Origin of the sequence: Sphaerisporangium sp. NPDC049002 (genome assembly GCF_040649355.1) — a bacterium.
Lineage (GTDB): Bacteria > Actinomycetota > Actinomycetes > Streptosporangiales > Streptosporangiaceae > Sphaerisporangium.
Genome location: NZ_JBEZFH010000177.1, coordinates 1 through 16,298, shown reverse-complemented (window position 1 = coordinate 16,298; position 16,298 = coordinate 1). Strand labels below are relative to the sequence as shown.

At 72.3% G+C, this 16,298-nt stretch carries 15 protein-coding genes and 1 pseudogene; 6 read left to right on the top strand and 10 right to left on the bottom strand.

Annotated elements, in window-relative coordinates:
* The coding region (locus AB0B89_RS27705; RefSeq protein ID WP_358558693.1) for a PfkB family carbohydrate kinase at positions 1-760 on the bottom strand (760 nt) is incomplete at its 3' end.
* A gap of 147 nt (positions 761-907) precedes the next feature.
* On the opposite strand from AB0B89_RS27705, the gene AB0B89_RS27700 reads away from it, so the two are divergent.
* The 3 genes from AB0B89_RS27700 to AB0B89_RS27690 all read left to right on the top strand — a co-directional run bounded on the left by AB0B89_RS27700 (position 908) and on the right by AB0B89_RS27690 (position 5,491).
* Positions 908-3,589, top strand: a complete 2,682-nt coding sequence (locus AB0B89_RS27700; protein ID WP_358558691.1) for a bifunctional GNAT family N-acetyltransferase/acetate--CoA ligase family protein — start codon at positions 908-910, stop codon at positions 3,587-3,589.
* A gap of 179 nt (positions 3,590-3,768) precedes the next feature.
* Complete coding sequence (locus AB0B89_RS27695) at positions 3,769-4,359, top strand: DUF5998 family protein (protein ID WP_358558689.1); 591 nt, start codon at positions 3,769-3,771, stop codon at positions 4,357-4,359.
* A gap of 322 nt (positions 4,360-4,681) precedes the next feature.
* Positions 4,682-5,491: a sulfurtransferase gene (locus tag AB0B89_RS27690; protein ID WP_358558687.1), complete on the top strand. Its 810-nt coding sequence runs from the start codon at positions 4,682-4,684 to the stop codon at positions 5,489-5,491.
* 118 nt (positions 5,492-5,609) lie between these two features.
* On the opposite strand, the gene AB0B89_RS27685 is transcribed toward AB0B89_RS27690, so the two are convergent.
* Genes AB0B89_RS27685 through AB0B89_RS27670 form a run of 4 tightly spaced genes read right to left on the bottom strand, consistent with a single transcriptional unit; the run spans position 5,610 to position 10,303 of the window.
* Entirely contained in the window at positions 5,610-8,225 is a 2,616-nt protein-coding gene (locus tag AB0B89_RS27685) for a CHAT domain-containing protein (protein WP_358558686.1), read from the bottom strand.
* Positions 8,204-8,713: a hypothetical protein gene (locus AB0B89_RS27680; protein WP_358558684.1), complete on the bottom strand. Its 510-nt coding sequence runs from the start codon at positions 8,711-8,713 to the stop codon at positions 8,204-8,206. Before AB0B89_RS27680 ends, AB0B89_RS27685 begins: the two co-directional genes overlap by 22 nt.
* A complete protein-coding gene (locus tag AB0B89_RS27675; RefSeq protein WP_358558682.1) occupies positions 8,710-9,228 on the bottom strand; it encodes a sigma-70 family RNA polymerase sigma factor in 519 nt (172 codons plus the stop codon). Before AB0B89_RS27675 ends, AB0B89_RS27680 begins: the two co-directional genes overlap by 4 nt.
* A gap of 43 nt (positions 9,229-9,271) precedes the next feature.
* On the bottom strand, positions 9,272-10,303 hold the full coding sequence (locus AB0B89_RS27670) for a S8/S53 family peptidase (protein WP_358558680.1): 1,032 nt from the start codon (positions 10,301-10,303) through the stop codon (positions 9,272-9,274).
* 191 nt (positions 10,304-10,494) lie between these two features.
* On the opposite strand from AB0B89_RS27670, the gene AB0B89_RS27665 reads away from it, so the two are divergent.
* Entirely contained in the window at positions 10,495-10,989 is a 495-nt protein-coding gene (locus AB0B89_RS27665) for a DUF3145 domain-containing protein (RefSeq protein WP_358558678.1), read from the top strand.
* A gap of 171 nt (positions 10,990-11,160) precedes the next feature.
* Here AB0B89_RS27665 and AB0B89_RS27660 read toward each other — a convergent pair whose 3' ends face one another.
* Positions 11,161-11,556, bottom strand: a complete 396-nt coding sequence (locus AB0B89_RS27660; RefSeq protein ID WP_358558676.1) for an ATP-binding protein — start codon at positions 11,554-11,556, stop codon at positions 11,161-11,163.
* A gap of 241 nt (positions 11,557-11,797) precedes the next feature.
* On the opposite strand from AB0B89_RS27660, the gene AB0B89_RS27655 reads away from it, so the two are divergent.
* Complete coding sequence (locus AB0B89_RS27655) at positions 11,798-12,661, top strand: helix-turn-helix transcriptional regulator (RefSeq protein ID WP_358558674.1); 864 nt, start codon at positions 11,798-11,800, stop codon at positions 12,659-12,661.
* Positions 12,662-12,686: 25 nt separating this feature from the next.
* Entirely contained in the window at positions 12,687-12,929 is a 243-nt protein-coding gene (locus AB0B89_RS27650; RefSeq protein ID WP_358558672.1) for a DUF397 domain-containing protein, read from the top strand.
* A gap of 79 nt (positions 12,930-13,008) precedes the next feature.
* Here the strand turns inward: AB0B89_RS27650 and AB0B89_RS27645 are convergent.
* The 4 genes and pseudogenes from AB0B89_RS27645 to AB0B89_RS27630 all read right to left on the bottom strand — a co-directional run.
* Positions 13,009-14,430 (bottom strand): annotated as a pseudogene (locus AB0B89_RS27645) (carboxyl transferase domain-containing protein); the annotation flags it as partial.
* A 12-nt stretch (positions 14,431-14,442) separates the two neighbouring features.
* On the bottom strand, positions 14,443-15,675 hold the full coding sequence (gene fabF, locus AB0B89_RS27640; RefSeq protein WP_358558670.1) for a beta-ketoacyl-ACP synthase II: 1,233 nt from the start codon (positions 15,673-15,675) through the stop codon (positions 14,443-14,445).
* Between the two features lie 73 nt (positions 15,676-15,748).
* Entirely contained in the window at positions 15,749-15,988 is a 240-nt protein-coding gene (locus AB0B89_RS27635) for an acyl carrier protein (RefSeq protein WP_358558668.1), read from the bottom strand.
* A 71-nt stretch (positions 15,989-16,059) separates the two neighbouring features.
* The coding region (locus AB0B89_RS27630; protein WP_358558666.1) for a 3-oxoacyl-[acyl-carrier-protein] synthase III C-terminal domain-containing protein at positions 16,060-16,298 on the bottom strand (239 nt) is incomplete at its 5' end.

Sequence of the window (16,298 nt, the reverse complement as noted above, 5' to 3'; positions counted from 1 at the left end):
CAAGGGCCTGGCCAAGATGGCCTGGGGCGGCCTGAAGAAGAAGCTGGGCTTCGGCGGCGGCAAGGGGAAGAAGTTCAAGTTCCTCAACATCGTCGTTGATCACTACCTGGGGGAACCACGCGGTGAGCACCTTGGCGGCGGACGCCGGATCGTCACGACCCGTGAGCACCTTGGCCTGGGCGTCGTTGGCGAACAGCAGCTTGGCGCTGTGGGTCCACTCAAGGAACGGCTCGGCGCCCGTGCGCTCCAGCGGCGCGGCGGAGGCGCAGTCGATCGAGATCGACATGCCGGCCCGGCGCGCGTGGTCGAGCGCCGCGAGACCGGCGTCACGCGAGCCGTCGTTGAGCAAGGTGTACCCGGAGACGTGCAGGTGACCGCCCTGGGCGAACAGGTCGCGAGGGAGGTCTTCTGGAGAGAGCGCGGCGTTGGCACCGGGGTCGGAGAGCAGCGTGCGCTCGCCCTTGTGAGTGACCAGCACGACACACGTGCCGGTCGGCCGCTCGGGGTCCATCACCAGGCGGGCGTCGACGCCGTATCCCATGAGCTCCATGTCACGGTTACGGCCCGTGATGTCGGCGCCTCGGCGGCCGACGAAGGCCACCTCCGCACCCTCGACGGCGAGCCAGGACGCGATGTTCGCCCCAGAGCCGCCACCATGCATGGTGACGACGGCCGGAGTGTCGCTTGCCCTGGCGAGAGGGTAGCGGGCGCGTGCGACCGCATCGGTCATCAGATCGCCCACCACGACAACCCGCGTCATGATGTCACCACCTTGTTGGCACTACAGGAGGCTGCTGACAGAAAACCTAACAGCTTCAAGCCAGGGCGTGGGGCATAGAGCGGACACGCGTGCACAGTCGATGCACAAGCGTTGCCCAGCAATCCCGACACCAGGGCCCTTACCCTCATGAATGTGGAACCTCACTACCCCGCTCACTGGGAGGCCGACGTCGTCCTGGCCGATGGGGGTACCGCACACCTGCGGCCCATCCGGCCCGAGGACGCCGACCTGCTCCGCGCGTTCTATTCCAGGCTCTCGGACCAGTCGATCTACTTCCGCTTCTTCGGCCCGCGTCCCCGCCTCTCCGACCGCGAGGTGGCGTGGTTCACCACCGTCGACTACGTGAACCGGGTCGCGCTGATCGCGACCCTCGGCACCAAGATGGTCGCGGTCGTCCGCTTCGACCGGCTGGACCAGCAGGACAGCGCCGAGGTGGCGTTCCTGGTGGAGGACGCGCACCAGGGCAGGGGAGTCGCTTCGGTCCTCATGGAGCACCTGCGCGCGGCGGCGCGGGAGCATGGCATCAAGCGCTTCATCGCCGACGTGCTGCCGTCCAACAGTCGCATGATGGCCTTCTTCCGCCAGGCCGGGTACACCGCGCAGAGCCAGTTCGAGGACGGGGTCGTCCGCATGACCCTGGACCTCGCGACCACGGAGACCTCGCGTGAGGTCACGATGGCGCGGGAGCACCGGGCCGAGGCGCGCTCCATCGAGCGGCTGCTCACGCCGGCTTCGGTGGTGGTCGTCGGCGCCGGCCGGGAGGCGGGCGGCATCGGGCAGACGGTGCTCCGCAACCTCCTCGGAGCCGACTTCAGCGGCCCGGTGTACCCGGTCCACCGTGAGGTGAGGGCGGTGGCCGGCGTCCGCGCGTACAAGAGCGTCTCGGCCATCGACGGCGACGTGGATCTCGCCGTGGTGGCCGTGCCCGCGGACGCCGTGCTCGACGTCGTCGAGGAATGCGCCGGGAAGGGCGTGAAAGGCCTGATCGTGGTGTCGTCCGGCTTCGGGGAGACCGGGCCCGAAGGACGGGCCCGCCAGGACGATCTTGTGCGCATCGCCCGCGCGTACGGCCTGCGCGTGGTCGGCCCCAACTGCCTCGGCATCGCCAACACCGACCCGTCCGTCCGCCTGAACGCCACCCTGGCCGCCCACCTGCCCGGACGGGGGCGCGTCGGCTTCTTCAGCCAGTCGGGCGCGCTCGGAACCGCGCTGCTCCAGCGGGTCGCCCAGCGTGGCATGGGCATCTCGACCTTCGTGTCCGCCGGCAACCGGGCGGACGTGTCGGGCAACGACCTCCTGCAGTACTGGGAGGGGGACCCCGCGACCGACGTGATCCTCCTCTACCTGGAGTCGCTCGGGAACCCGCGCAAGTTCGCCCGGCTGGCCCGGCGCACGTCGCGCAAGAAGCCGATCGTCGTCGTCAAGAGCGGCGGCGCCACACAGGGGGTGCCGGTGGGGCACGCCGCGCCCGTCCTCGGGCTGCCGGACACCGCGCTCAGCGCGCTGTTCGAGCAGGCGGGGGTGATCAGGGTGGACGACCTCACCCAGTTGTTCGACGTGGCCCAGTTGCTCGCCTATCAGCCGCTGCCCGCCGGGCCCAGGGTCGGGGTGGTCAGCAACTCCGACGCGCTGGCGCTGCTGGCGGTGGACGCCTGCGTGGCGGCCGGGCTGGAGCCGTGCCCGGCGGCCAACCTCGGGGCACGGGCGGGGGCGCGGGAGTACCGCGAGGCGCTGGCCGACATGACCTGCGAGGTGGACGCCCTCGTCGCGATCTACATGCCGCCCGTGCCGGGGAAAGCCGCCGAGGTCGCCGCCGAGCTCGTACGGGTGGCGCGGGAGACCGGCAAGCCCGTCCTCGCCACCTTCGAGGGGCGCATGGGCATGCCTCACGAACTGCGCGTCCCGGGCGAGGCGGGCGATCCCGGCAAGGGGTCCATCCCGTCCTACCCCGCCGCGGAGGAGGCCGTACGAGCTCTCGCCCACGTGGTGCGGCACGCGTCCTGGCGGGAGAGGCCGCACGGGACCTCCCCCGAGCTCGACGGCGTGGACACCAGGGGCGCCAGGGCGGTCATCGAGAAGGTCCTCGCGGCCGCCGGCGCCGCTGAGCCTGAGGCCGGTTCGGGCGAGAGCCCGATGGCGGGCGGCCCCCTGGAGATCGACGCTACGGAACTGCTGGCCAAGTACGGGCTGGAGGTCTGGCCCGCCGAGGTGGTGACCTCGCCCGACGAGGCCGTCGCCGCGGCCGGGCGCCTCGGCTGGCCCGTCGTCGTGAGGTCCGCCGACCCCGAGGTGGCCCACCGGGCAGGCACGGTGCGGCTCGGGCTGTCCGATCCGGGCGGGGTGCGCCGCGCGTACGACGACCTGGCGGCGCGGCTCGGCCCGGAGGTGGTGCTCTCGGTCCAGCGGATGGCCCCGCAGCCCGCCGTGCCGACCCTGGTGAGGGTGGTGGACGATCCGGACTTCGGGGCGGTGGTGTCGTTCGCCTTCGGGGAGGTCACCGCGCGGCTCCTCGGCGACGAGGCCTTCCGGCTGGCCCCGCTGACCGCCGAGGACGCGACCGCGCTCGTCCGGTCCGTACGTGCCGCGCCCCTGCTGTTCGGCGAGTACGGCTACCCGCCCGTGGCGGTGGAGGCGCTGGAGGACCTGCTGGTCCGGGTCGGACGGCTCGCCGACGAGCTTCCCGGGGTGGCGCTGGACCTCGACCCGATCCTGGTCGGGGAGTCCGGGGTGAGCGTGCTGGGCGCGAGGGCCGTGCTCCGGGACAGCGTCGGCCCGCGTCCCGACAGGGGCCCGAGACGCCTGCGGTGAGCCCGTACGTCACTCCAGGTGTTCCTATCTGGAGTATTGGGGCTTCTGTGGCCAGAGTGGCGGAAAACGCGAGCGCCGGACGGATCCCGTGACCCCGCCGCCGCCCTTCTCCGCGCGAGGCGGCCAAGGTGGGCGGCCATGAGGTGAAACAGCGTGCCGAGACAGGGCAGGATGGACCCATGAGGGAAACCCGAGTCTCGGCCGCTGGTCTGCGCGAGGCTATCGAACGCAGCGGCTACTACCCCGATCTCGTGGCCGACGCGGCCGAGTCCGCGCTGGGCAAGGAGCAGGTCACGGCGTACGTCGTGCATCATGAGGCCACCTTCGATCCGGCGATGGAGGTGCGCAGGCACGTCACCGTGGTGGTCCTCTCACCCACCCGGCTCCTGGTGTGCCACACCGACGAGCACCCGCCCGCGGACGGCATGCCCACCTCACACGCGTCCACGACCACGGAGGCCGTGCGTCTCAGCCGCGTCCAGTCCGTGGCGGTCACCCGGGTGGTTCCCGATCCCGCCTCGTACGTCGCGGGCGTGCCCCCGACCGAGGTGACGCTCACGATCGGCTGGGGTGCGATCTCCCACGTGGACCTCGAACCCGCCACCTGCGGGGACGAGAACTGCGAGGCCGACCACGGCTACACCGGCGCGATCACCGCCGACGATCTGTCGCTGCGGGTGAGCGAGGCGGCCGACGGGCCGGAGGCCGTGGGCAACGTCCTGGCCTTCGCCAAGGCGCTCTCCGAGGCGACGGCGCGCGCGGCGACCTGACCTTCGCGACCCGACCCCCCGACGCCGGCCGGCCCCGCCGAGCGGAGGCGCCTCGCGTGGGCCTCTCCGCTCGCGGGACCCGGGCGTGGACATCGGCGGGCACCAGAGCAGAGACTGGCATCTGTCCAAAGACGAAGCCGCTGACCAGTAGCCGTTGACCAGAAGCCAGAAGCCGCTGACCAGCAGTCACCATCCAGAAGCCGTGAACTCGGCAGCCGCGAACCGCAAGCCGCGAACTCAGCGGCCGCCATCCATATGACGAAGGAGGGAAGGGGCTTCCTCCCATGGCTGAAAAGGCACGGGCGTCCGCCCCGGAATTCCCATGAGCCTCAGCCCCTTGATCGACCCCGGTGATCTCGGTGACGCCACGATCCTCGACGTGCGGTGGCGCCTGGTCGGGACGCCCGGCATCGAGTCCTACCGCGAGGGACACCTGCCCGGCGCGGTGTTCTGCGACCTCGACCGTGACCTCGCCGCCCCGGCGGGGCCCGGCGGCCGTCACCCGCTGCCGGAGGCCGGCGCCTTCCAGGAGGCCATGCGGCGGCTCGGTGTGTCCGGTTCCCGCCCCGTCGTGGTCTACGACGAGGCCGACTCCACGGCGGCGGCCCGGGCCTGGTGGACGCTGCGCTACTTCGGGCATCCGGATGTGCGCGTGCTCGACGGCGGCTACCGCAGATGGGCCGACGAAGGGCTTCCGGTGACCAAGGAGGAGCCCGTTCCCGGGCCGGGCGACTTCACGGCCCGTCCGGGCGGCATGCCGGTGCTGGACGCCGCGCAGGCGGCGGCGCTGGCGGATGACGGCGTGCTGCTGGACGCGCGTGCCGGAGAGCGCTACCGGGGCGAGGTGGAGCCGGTCGATCCGGTGGCCGGGCACATCCCGGGCGCGGTCAACGCGCCGACCTCGGAGAACGTCGACGGGGCCGGGCGCTTCCATCCGGCCGAGTTCCTCAGGGAGCGGTTCATCACGTTCGGGGTGCTGCCGGAGGTGCCGGTCGGGGCCTACTGCGGCTCGGGGGTCACCGCCGCCCACGAGGTGCTGGCGCTGACCCTCGCGGGGGTCCCCGCAGCGCTCTACGTCGGCTCCTGGTCGAACTGGGTGACCGACCCCTCCCGCCCGATAGCCAAGACCTGACGCCCAGACCCACAACCCCCCTCACCCCGTCGCCTGGGGCGGGCGCTCACCCCGGCGACTCGTCAGGCCTGATCGCGAAGGGGACGGTCCATCCCAGATCCCGTGCCGTGCTGGGGTTTCAGCCCTCCGGAGGGCTGTTCGGCCGTCCGAGGGAGCCGAAGCAGGCGAAGCCGGGGACGCCGGTCTTCTCGCTCGCCGCCGCGAGCGCCGCGGCCGGGGTGTGCCCGGAGACGAGCAGCGCGTGGAAGAGCGTCATGAGCGTCAGCGCCTCGTCGTCGCGGACCGGCACGAGACCGGCGACGACGCACTCGGTCCCCTGGTCGAGGAACGCCCCGGCGAGGCCGAGCGGCGCTCCGTCGACCGGGGCGTGCGCCATCCCCGCGTCGCAGGCCGACAGTACGACCAGCCCTGGCGTCCGGCGGAGCCGGAGCAGGTCGTAGGCCATCAGCGGGCCGTCGTCCAGCGCGATGCTCGACAGCAGCGGGCCGCGCGCGCAGAAGGTGCCGTGCGCGGCGATGTGCATGATGTCGGACGCGCCGAGCGCTTCCACCACATCGGACAAACGGGCGCCGACCCGTGAGGCCACCACATCGGAGGAACCGGCGCCGACCCGTGGGGCCGCTCCGGAGGCCCCCTGGTGGGTGCGGACGACCATCGCCGCCTCGGCGCCCGCATGTTCCAGACCGGGCCCTGCCACGGCCACCACACGCGGACCAGGAGTCGCCGGACGGCCCTGGGTCGTCGCCAGCCAGGCGTTCGCGCTTGAGGCGACGCAGAGGGCGCGTCCGCGGAAAGGGGGTAGCACCGGCCACGGCAGGGTGTGCAGGGCTCCGGTCGGGACGATGATCGCCGGGCGGTCTCCGATGTCACCGGCCAGCGGCCCGAGCAGCCGTGCGGCAAGCCTCTCGGCCTCCCGCGCCGCCCCGCTGCGCGTGCCCGTGTCGCGCAGGCCCGCACGCCGCAGGCCGTACCGGAGCCGGATCGTCGCCTCGGCGGCGGCCGTGTACGAGCCGAGCGGTCGCAGCACGCAGCCCTCGCCCGTGACGACCACGGCGGCGAGCCGGTCGCCGTGCCTCACCGTCTCGATCAGCACGGCGTCGCCGAGCGCCGCGCGCAGCCGTCCGACGGCCGGCGGCTCCCCTGGACGCCCGCGCGCCATCGCCCGCCAGTGCTCGGCCCAGCCCAGCACGCTCTCGGGCCGTCCGTCCATCGGCGCGGTCGCGGGCCGTCCGTTGCCCAGGGCGGTCTCGGGCGGTCCGTTGCCCAGGGCGGTCTCGGGCGGTCCGTCGCCCAGGGCGGTCTCGGGCGGTCCGTCGCCCGGAAGGATCTCGGTCCGTTCGTCGCCCAGCGCGAGTGACAGCCCGAAGTCCGCGAGCCGCGCGCCCGCCCGTACGGCGTGGGCGCGCACTCCGGGGTCGCCCAGGCGCTCGTTGCCCTCGGTGGCCTCCGCGAGGCCCGCGAGCAGTGCGGAGAAGGCTCCCGGCCGGTCGCCCCGCAGGCTCCGCTCAAGGGCCACGGCATGGTGGCGGACGACCCGGTGGGTACGTCCCGCGGGCTGCTCGCCGGCGGTGACGAGACCGAGCTCGGCCTCGGCGGCGTCCCTGTCGGACAGCTCCACCGCCAGCTCGGCCGCCGTGAGCCGGAGCCCCGCCGCCGGGCCCGTCCAGCCTTCGGCGGCCAGCCGTGCCGCCAGGGACCGTACCTCCGCGAGCAGCTCCGGCGTCGGCCGCTCGATGGCCAGGCGGGCGCGGAGGGCCGTCTCGGCGGCCAGCGGCACCCACGCGTCACGTCCCTGACCGGCGAGCTCACCCGCCGCCTGCTCGGCGACCGCCCACGCCTGGTGCGGGTCGCCGACGAGCAGCTCAACCTGGGCCAGCAGCAGGCGGGACTCGGCCAGCGCCACCAGCGCGCCCGAGGCGGCGAGGTCGGGGACGGCCAGGCGGAGGAGCGCACGGGCCTCTCCGGGAAGGTGCGCCGCGAGCAGGGCTCCCGCGAAGTCGGCCCGCATCGCCGCCAGCCGCTCGGGATAGCCGGACAACGTCTCCTCGGCGGCCCGGTAACCGGCGAAGGCGGCGGGGATGTCCCCCTTCCGGGTGGCGACGAACGGCAGGTTGGCCTCGGCGAGGGTGGCCAGGTGGACCAGGCCCGCCTGCCTGGCGGTGGCCGCGCAGGCCGACAGGTCGCGGCAGGCGTCGTCGTACAGCTCCATATAGGTGTGGGCGATGCCCCGGTTGAGCAGGGCACCGGCCAGGAAGCGAGGGTCCCCCGCCCCGGTGAGCCCTGCGACGGCCCGGTCGCAGTGGGCCACCGCCTCCTCGCACCTGCCGAGCCGGACGAGCGCCACGGCGCGCTGCACGCCGAGCCGCGCCGGGTCGAGGCCGGTCAGTTGCCCTTCCGCCAGGTCGGCGACGCGGAGCGCTCCCAGGGGGTCGCCGAGGTCGGCGAGCACGGTCACCAGGGAGAGCCGGGCCTGGGCGGCACGCTCGGGCAGGTCGCGGGCGGCCTCGACCGCGTGGCCGAGGTGCTCCGCCGCCAGCGCGAGGTGCCCGAACTCGCGGGCGGCGAGAGCCAGGGCCCGGTGGGCCACCGAGACCGCCTCCGGGCACCCGGCCGCCTCGGCCTCCGCCAGTACGGCCCGCGCGTGCTCCCGAGCCCGGCCCGGATCGGCGCCCGACAACCGCACCGCCTCCCCGGCAGCCGCCACCAGCCCGTTCACAGGCGGACGCACTGCCATCGGGTGGCGATCGGGGGGTTGCCTGGACGGTGGCAGACGACGCTCAGCCATCCGTGAGGGAGTCCTGTGGTGGCGAACTCGCCGGTCTCGGAGGGGAAGCGGATCTTGCTGACGTGCGGTGTCCTGATCTCGACGCGGGCACCCTTGCCCGGGGCGGGCTGCACCTGGCCGGCCAGATCGATGTGCGAGTCGCAGATCGTGATCTCGACGTCGATGGTCACCCCGCCGGCGGCGAAGCGGAGCAGCCGTGGCTCCCCGTCGGCCGGGCGGCCGCCGGAACGGACCCCGGACGGCGGCCGGACCCCGGACGGCTGCTGGAGCCCGGACGGCTGCTGGACCCCGGACGGCACCCCCACGGGCCCCGCCGTCAGGGCTCCCGGGAGGCGCAGGCCGTACACGGCGCGGGCGTCGGTCGAGACCCGCGCGGGCACCGGATCGGCGCCCGCGGCGATCCTCAGGGCCGCCAGAACATACTCGTCGTCGGTCACCGATCCTCCTCGATAAGGGACCGCAGGCGCCTGAGACAGCGGCCGCGGGTGGGCCCGATGCTGCCGATGGGCATGTCGAGGCGGCGTGCCAGCTGCGCGTAGCCGGCGTCGGGGGCGCACACGATCAGCCGCAGGAGCGAGCGGCACGGCTCGCGCAGCGTGTCGACCGCCGCCCAGAGCCGCCGCCCGTCCTCCTCGGTGAGCATCGCCGCCACCGGGTCGCCGTCGGGGGCGGGGATCTCGGCGGGCAGGGCCGCCAGCGGGGCGCCCGAACGGCTCCGGTGGATGCGCGCCGCCTCGTGGCGCGTGGTGGTGATCAGCCACGCGCCGACGCGCTCGGGGTCGCGGATCGTGTGAAGACTCTCGACCAGCCGGAGCCACGCGGCCTGCACCGCGTCGGCGGCGTCGGTGGAGTCGAGGCCGAAGGCCCGGGCGACGGCCCACATGCGGTATCCGAAGCGCTCGACCAGGTCGCGCCAGGCCGGCTCGTCGAGGAGGTCGAGATCGTAAGGCATGTGATGACTTCGCGTGGTCGGGAGGATGCGCTTGGTGAGCACCTTAGCGGGGCGTGGGCACCAGGACCCCGAGATCGGGGAATCGCCTGCCGTTTCCGGGATCGAGCACCTGGTTCGCCGCCTCGCCGGGGGACATGTGCCGGGCCGCGGCGGCGATGGCGCCGGCCACCACGGCGGCCGCGAAGGACGTCCCGCTCCAGACGGCATAGCTGTGAAAATGCTGAAAGTCCACGAAACTGCTGGTCAAGGATTCGCCACGCGCGCAGGCGTCCACCCAGGGGCCGTACGCGGAGAACCTCGCGCGCTCGCCTTCGGTGGAGTCGAGGGCTCCGACGGCGATGACGCGGGGCATCGCGGCGGGCCAGAAGGGGCGCGGGGAGGCGGTGTTCCCCGCGCAGGCCACGATCACCGTGTCGGGGAACCCGGCGAGGGCGCGCTCCAGCAGCGGCGGGGGCCGGTCGTCGTAGGTGAAGCAGCCGAACGACAGCACGAGCACGTCGACGCGGGTATCCCGCAGGAGGTTGAGCGCCCGGAGCACCCCGGCCTCGTCGCCGTACCCGTTGCTGTCGAGCACCCTCGCCACGCGCAGCCGCACGCCGGGCGCCTGCCGGAGCACCAGCCCGGCGATGAACGTGCCGTGCCCCGCCTGGTGGTCGAGAAGCCCGTCGCCGTCGGCGTCCAGGACCTCGCCGGGCTGGCCGCGGAACCATTCGGCGTCCCTGAACCACGGGTGCGGGGCCACGCCGGTGTCGAGCAGGCCGACGGTCACCCGGGAAGGCTCGCCCGGCTCGTACGCGGGCGCCGGGGCCGGGATTGGCGCCCCGGTGGGCCCGCCGAAGAACAGCGGCTGGCCGACGACGACGTGGTTCGGGGAGACCTCGTGCCCCTGGCCGGAGAGCGTGGCGGCGATCTCGCAGGGGTCGGCCCCCGGCGCCAGCCGTAGGAGGTAGACCCCGTCGATGTTCTCCACCGCCTGGGTCCATCGCGCGGCGGCGACGGGAGACCTGGCGAGCAGGACGCCGGGGCGGATGAGGGTGCTCCGTCCCGGCATGTGCTCCACTGCCTGCACGTTCACCGGCGGCTCCTTATGGGGGAGGTAAACACGGAATGTATCTTCCCCCATACGGAGAGTTGCCAAGCGTGATTAGGTATGACCCGGCTCTGGTGCCCCGCCACGACGGACGGTAGTCTCTCCCTCAGTCACTTGTGATCATCCCAGTATGAGGACGTTGGGGAAGGCGCACCTCGTACGAAACGGGAGGTCCGGTGTCTGCTCGTGGCGTGCTGTACGTCCACTCGGCTCAGCCCGCGCTGTGCCCGCACATCGAATGGGCGGTCGCGGGTGTGCTTGGCATACCCGTCGACCTATCGTGGACTCCTCAGCCAGCTCAGCCTGGCACGGTGCGCACGCAGGCCGAATGGGAGGGCCGCCCCGGCACGGCCGGGGCGATCACGTCCTCTCTCATGGGCTGGCAGCGCATCCGCTTCGAGATCACCGAGGACGCCTCCGCGGGCGTCGACGGCTCCCGGCACGCCTACACGCCGACCCTGGGCGCCTTCACGGCGGTGGTCGGGGTGTCCGGCGACATCATGATCCCCGAGGACCGGCTCCGTAACGTCATGCTCATGGCGGCGCAGGGCCGGGTCGTCCTTGAGGAAGAGCTCGACAAACTGCTCGGAAAGCAGTGGGACGAGGAACTGGAGCCGTTCCGCTACGCCGGCGACGGCGCCCCCGTCCGCTGGCTCCACGCCGCCGTCTGACCACCCGCCCGGTACGCCTCGATCCTTCCGGGTGAATCGAACCGGATCTTGGACCGTTCCGAAGATGATCTCCGGGCGGAGGGTGACGGTGACGCGCGTGGGCGGCTGGACGCCGGCGTCGGAGTTCGCATGTGCGAGAACGACTGCCCGGTGGACCTCGTGGAGCCGCCCTCAGGGGACCAGCTCGAACCAGATCGCGGTGGCGACGTGGTCCCTGCGCACGCCGAACCGTGACGAGAGCGCCTGGACCAGGAAGAGCCCTCTGCCGCCGAGTGAGACGGCGTCCGGAACCATGACCCTCGGAGAGGAGACGGCGGACCCGTCGTCGACGACCTCTATGCGCACCAGGTCGCCCGCCTGGACCATGACGGTGACCGTGCCCAGGTCGCCCGAGCGGCTGTGCTGGACGGCGTTGGTGAACAGCTCGCTCGTCAGGAGCTCGGCGTCCCCGGTGATCCGGTCGTACCTGGCGTGCTGGAGCGCCTCCCGTACGAGGGCGCGTGCGCGGGATGCCTGGTCGCGCGTTCCGGGGAAGTTGGCCGTGACGAGAGGCGTGGCAGAGGACAAGCCCTGTCCTGCGGGTGTCTTCATTTACTGCCGCCTCTCAAGTGTCACCAGACTCACTGGCCACTTTGTGTGGTTAGATGCTCGCCCTAGGTCACAGTCTTAGCAGAGCCTTTAATGCCTCAACTTGCAATCTGTCAGATTGGTTGGTGTCAAAGAGTGTCTTGTCGGATGCTCTAGGTAACCGTCAGACTGGGCGGCCAGTGTTCTTCCGAGGGGCCAGTGTTCCGAGAGGGGAGGGTGCGTGACCGCACGACGTCGCAGCCCGACCGCGCGGCATCGCCGTCTGGTCGCCGAACTGCGCGGGCTCAGGGAGGCCAGCGCCAAGTCGCGTCAGGAGGTCGCCGAGCTGGTGGGCACCACCGACATCACGCTCTGGCGCTATGAGACGGGGCTCACGCGGCCCGCCCCCGCCGACGTCGCGGCCCTGCTGGAGGTGTACGGCGTCGCCGGCGAGGCCCGTGGCGAACTGCTGGAGATGGCCAGGGAAGCCCGCAAGCGCGGCTGGTGGCACCGCCATCGCCAGACGCTGAAGCCGGGGTTCGACTCCTATATCGGGCTGGAGGCCGAGGCGTCGGTCCTGCGCACCTACCAGCCGCAGGTCGTCCCCGGCCTGCTCCAGACCGAGGCGTACGCGCGGGCGGTCATCGAGGCGACCGCGATGCGCTCGGGCCTCGCGGAGGTGGAGGAGAAGGTCGCGGTGCGCATGTCGCGGCAGGATCTCGTCACCCGCGCGGGCGACCCGATCCAGATCGTCGTGGTGCTCGACGAGGCCGTGATCCGGCGCCAGGTCGGCGGGCCGGGCGTCATGCGCGGGCAGCTCCGCCACCTCCTTGAGGCGGGGGCCCTGCCGAACGTCGACATCAGGATCCTCTCGTTCGGCTCGGGCGCTCATTCCGCGCTGGACGGGCAGTTCAACCTCCTGGAGTTCCCGGAGCCGGGCGATCTCGACCTGGTCTACCTGGAGCAGGCCGCCAGCGGTCTCGTGCTGGAGGAACCACAGGAGCGGCGCAGATACGCGTCGATGTTCGCCGACCTCCTGGGCAGGGCGCTCTCGCCCGGGGAAACGGCGATCCTCATCAGTTCGGTCGCGGAAATCAAGGGCTGAGGCCCTCCGGGAAAGGAGACGCAAGGTGACCCACGAGCCTCGTGGCGGCTGGCGCAAGAGCCCGCACAGCACCAACGGCGGCGACTGCGTAGAGGTCGGTGTTCTCGACGGCCATCAGGCCACCGTCCCGCGCGCGGGCATCGGCGAGCGGCTGATCGCCTTCCGGGACTCCAAGGATCCGAACGGCCCCAAGCTCTACGTCACTCCGGGCGAGTGGGACGCCTTCAAGGACTGGATGTCCGACGGGGGTCCCGTCCGAACCACCTAGCCGCGCCGGCCCGGCGCCGGCCGTTCACGCGACGAGGCCCCGCGGATCGGTGCGGGGCCTCGTCGCGTGAACGCAGACAGAGCGGGATGTTGCCGTGGGCCCCGCGTGCGGGGGCGGCCTGCGCGAGGACCTTGGCGATGGCGCCGCGGCTCTCGGCCGGCTTGATGACCTCGTCGATGACACCGAGCTCGATCGCCCGGTCGAGGCCGCCGGCGACCTTCTCGTGCTCCTCGGCGAGCCGGGCCTCAAGGGCCGAGCGCTCCTCCTCGGGGGCGGCCGCGATCTCGCGGCGCTTGAGCACCCGTACGGCCGCGACCGCGCCCATGACGGCGACCTCGGCGGTCGGCCAGGCGAACACCTTGGTGGCGCCAAGGGACCGGGAGTTCATCGCGATGTACGCGCCCCCGTACGCCTTGCGGGTCACGAGCGTCACGCGCGGGACCGAGGCCTCGGCGAAGGCGTGCAGCAGCTTGGCGCCGCGCCGCACCACGCCGTCGTGCTCCTGCCCGACGCCGGGAAGGTAGCCGGGGACGTCCACCAGGACGACCAGCGGCACCCCGAAGGAGTCGCACATGCGCACGAACCGGGCGGCCTTCTCGGCGGAGAGGGAGTCGAGGCAGCCGGCCAGCCGCATCGGGTTGTTGGCTATGACGCCCACCGTGCGGCCCCCGAGGCGGCCGAGCGTGGTGACGATGTTGGGCGCCCACTTGGGATGCAGTTCGACCCCGGGCTCGTCGAGCAGGCCGTTGACGAGCGGGTGCACGGAGTACGCCCGGCGGACCTTCTCGGGCAGCAGGCCGGAGAAGTCGACGTCCCGCACCGAGTCGAGGCGGACGCGGCCCTGGTGGCCGAGCAGCACTGCAAGGCGGCGGGCGTTCAGCAGCGCCTCGGCGTCGGTCTTGGTGACCACGTGGACCACGCCGCTGCGCTTGCTGTGCGGCTCGGGGCCGCCGAGGCCGGCCATGTCGATCTTCTCGCCGGTGACGCTGCGGACGACGTCGGGGCCGGTGACGAAGATGCGGCCCTGGTCGGACAGGATCACGAGGTCGGTGAGGGCGGGCCCGTACGCCGCTCCGCCCGCCGCCGGGCCGAGGACCACGGAGATCTGCGGGACCACGCCAGAAGCCCTGGTCATGGCGGCGAACACGCGGCCCACGGCGTGCAGGGACTCGACGCCCTCGGCGAGGCGGGCGCCCCCGGAGTGCCACAGGCCGACGATCGGCACCCGCTCGCGGACGGCGACGTCGTAGGCGTGCCCGATGTGCTCGCAGCCCTCGCTGCCCATCGCGCCGCCCTGGACGCGGGCGTCGCTGGAGAAGGCCACCACCGGCACGCCCTCCACGCGGCCCATGGCGGCGAGCACGCCGCTGCGGTCCTCCGGAGAGATCAGGTGGATCGAGCCCTCGTCGAACAGCGCTGAAAGACGTATCAGCGGGTCGCGAGGATCAGGAGCCTCCTTTTCGGAGGACGCGGACGCCACCCCGTCGCCGAGCACGGTCACTGTCGCTCCCAATCAGATGCTGGCGAAGGCGACGGCGACGTTGTGGCCGCCGAACCCGAACGAGTTGTTGATCGCGGCGATCTGGCCATCGGGGAGCTTGCGGGGCACGTCCCGCACGATGTCGATCTCGACGCCGTCGTCGAGGTCGTCCAGGTTGACGGTGGGAGGCACGATCCGGTCGTACAGCGCCTTGATCGTGAAGACGGACTCGATGCCGCCGGCCCCGCCGAGCAGGTGACCGGTCATCGACTTGGTCGCCGTCACGAGCGGGTGGTCGCCGATGATGTCCAGGATCGCCACGGCCTCGACGACGTCCCCCGCGGGAGTGGAGGTGGCGTGCGCGTTGACGTGCCGGATGTCGGCGCCGGTCAGACCGGAGTCCTCAAGGACCCGGCGGGCCGCGCTTCTGAGGCCCGCGCCCGTGGGCTCGGGCTGGGCGATGTGGTGGGCGTCTCCGGAGTAGCCGACCCCGGCCACCTCGGCGTAGACGCGGGCGCCCCGCGCGCGGGCGTGCTCCTCGGACTCAAGGACGATGATGCCCGCGCCCTCGCCGAGCACGAAGCCGTCGCGGCCCTTGTCCCAGGGACGGGAGGCGTGCTCGGGGTCGTCGTTGCGCGTGGACATCGCCCGCATCGCGGCGAAGGAGCCGATGTTGAGCGGGTGGATGGCCGCCTCGGTGCCACCCGCCACGACGACGTCCGCGCGCCCCGACCTGATCATCTCCATGGCGTACCCGATGGACTCGGCACCGGTGGCACAGGCGCTGACGGTGGCGTGGACGCCCGCGGTCGCGCCGAGCTCGATGCCGATCCACCCGGCCGAGCCGTTGGGCATCAGCATGGGGACGGTGAACGGCGAGAGCCGCTGCCAGCCCTTCTCCTTGAAGACGTCGTAGGCCCCCAGGATCGTGGTGATCCCGCCGATGCCGCTTCCGACGACCACACCGAGCCGGTCGGGCGCGACCTTCGGCGTGCCCGCGTCCTGCCAGGCCTCTCGCGCGGCGATGAGCGCGAACTGCTCGGCGCGGTCGAGGCGGCGCGACTCGGGCCTCGGGAGCACCTCGGTGGGGTCGACGGCCGCCCGCGCCGCGAACTTCACCGGCAGAAGGTCGACCCACTCCTCGGTGAGAGCGCGGACCCCCGACTGCCCGGCGAGGAGCGCCGACCAGGTCGAGGCGACGTCTCCACCGAGGGGCGTCGTCACGCCGAGCCCGGTGACGACGACACGTACCCGGTCTGTACTCACTTTGATGCGCTCCTTGTGATCGTCGTGAAGCTGGGGGGCTCAGACGCCCGGACGCGCCGGACGCCTGAGACGGTCAGTTCTGGATGAAGTTGACGACGTCCTTGACGGTCTTGAGGTGCTTGAGCTGGTCGTCGGGGATCTCGACGCCGAACTCGTCCTGGGCGGCGACGGCGATCTCGACCATGGAGAGGGAGTCGATGTCGAGGTCGTCCACGAAGTTCTTCTCGGGGGTGACCTCGGCAGCCGGGATGCCGGTGATCTCGTTGATGATCTTGCCGAGGCCCGCGAGGATGTCCTGCTCGGTCACTGCCATGTCGTGATTTCTCCTTGGATTGAGTTCTCTTCTTGCTGTGTACGGCGAGCCGTGCGGGCCTCCGTACAGGTTCAGGGGATCTCCACCACCTGGCCGGCGTAGGTCAGACCGGCGCCGAAGCCGAGGAGCAGGGCCAGGTCGCCCGACTGGACCTCGCCGCGCTCGATCATGCGGCTCAGCGCCAGCGGGATCGACGCGGCGGAGGTGTTGCCCGCGAGCACGATGTCCTTGGCGATGACGGCCCGGTCGGCGCCGAGGCCAGCTTGCGCTGGGTGAGGTCGGCGCGCTTGCGCTCGATGGCGTAGCTGAT

Bases quoted from the DNA above. Each gene is read 5' to 3' on its own strand.
- AB0B89_RS27700 (WP_358558691.1), top strand. From the start codon at position 908: ATGAATGTGGAACCTCACTACCCCGCTCACTGGGAGGCCGACGTCGTC.
- AB0B89_RS27695 (WP_358558689.1), top strand. From the start codon at position 3,769: ATGAGGGAAACCCGAGTCTCGGCCGCTGGTCTGCGCGAGGCTATCGAA.
- AB0B89_RS27690 (WP_358558687.1), top strand. From the start codon at position 4,682: ATGAGCCTCAGCCCCTTGATCGACCCCGGTGATCTCGGTGACGCCACG.
- AB0B89_RS27685 (WP_358558686.1), bottom strand. From the start codon at position 8,225: ATGGCAGTGCGTCCGCCTGTGAACGGGCTGGTGGCGGCTGCCGGGGAG.
- AB0B89_RS27675 (WP_358558682.1), bottom strand. From the start codon at position 9,228: ATGCCTTACGATCTCGACCTCCTCGACGAGCCGGCCTGGCGCGACCTG.
- AB0B89_RS27635 (WP_358558668.1), bottom strand. From the start codon at position 15,988: ATGGCAGTGACCGAGCAGGACATCCTCGCGGGCCTCGGCAAGATCATC.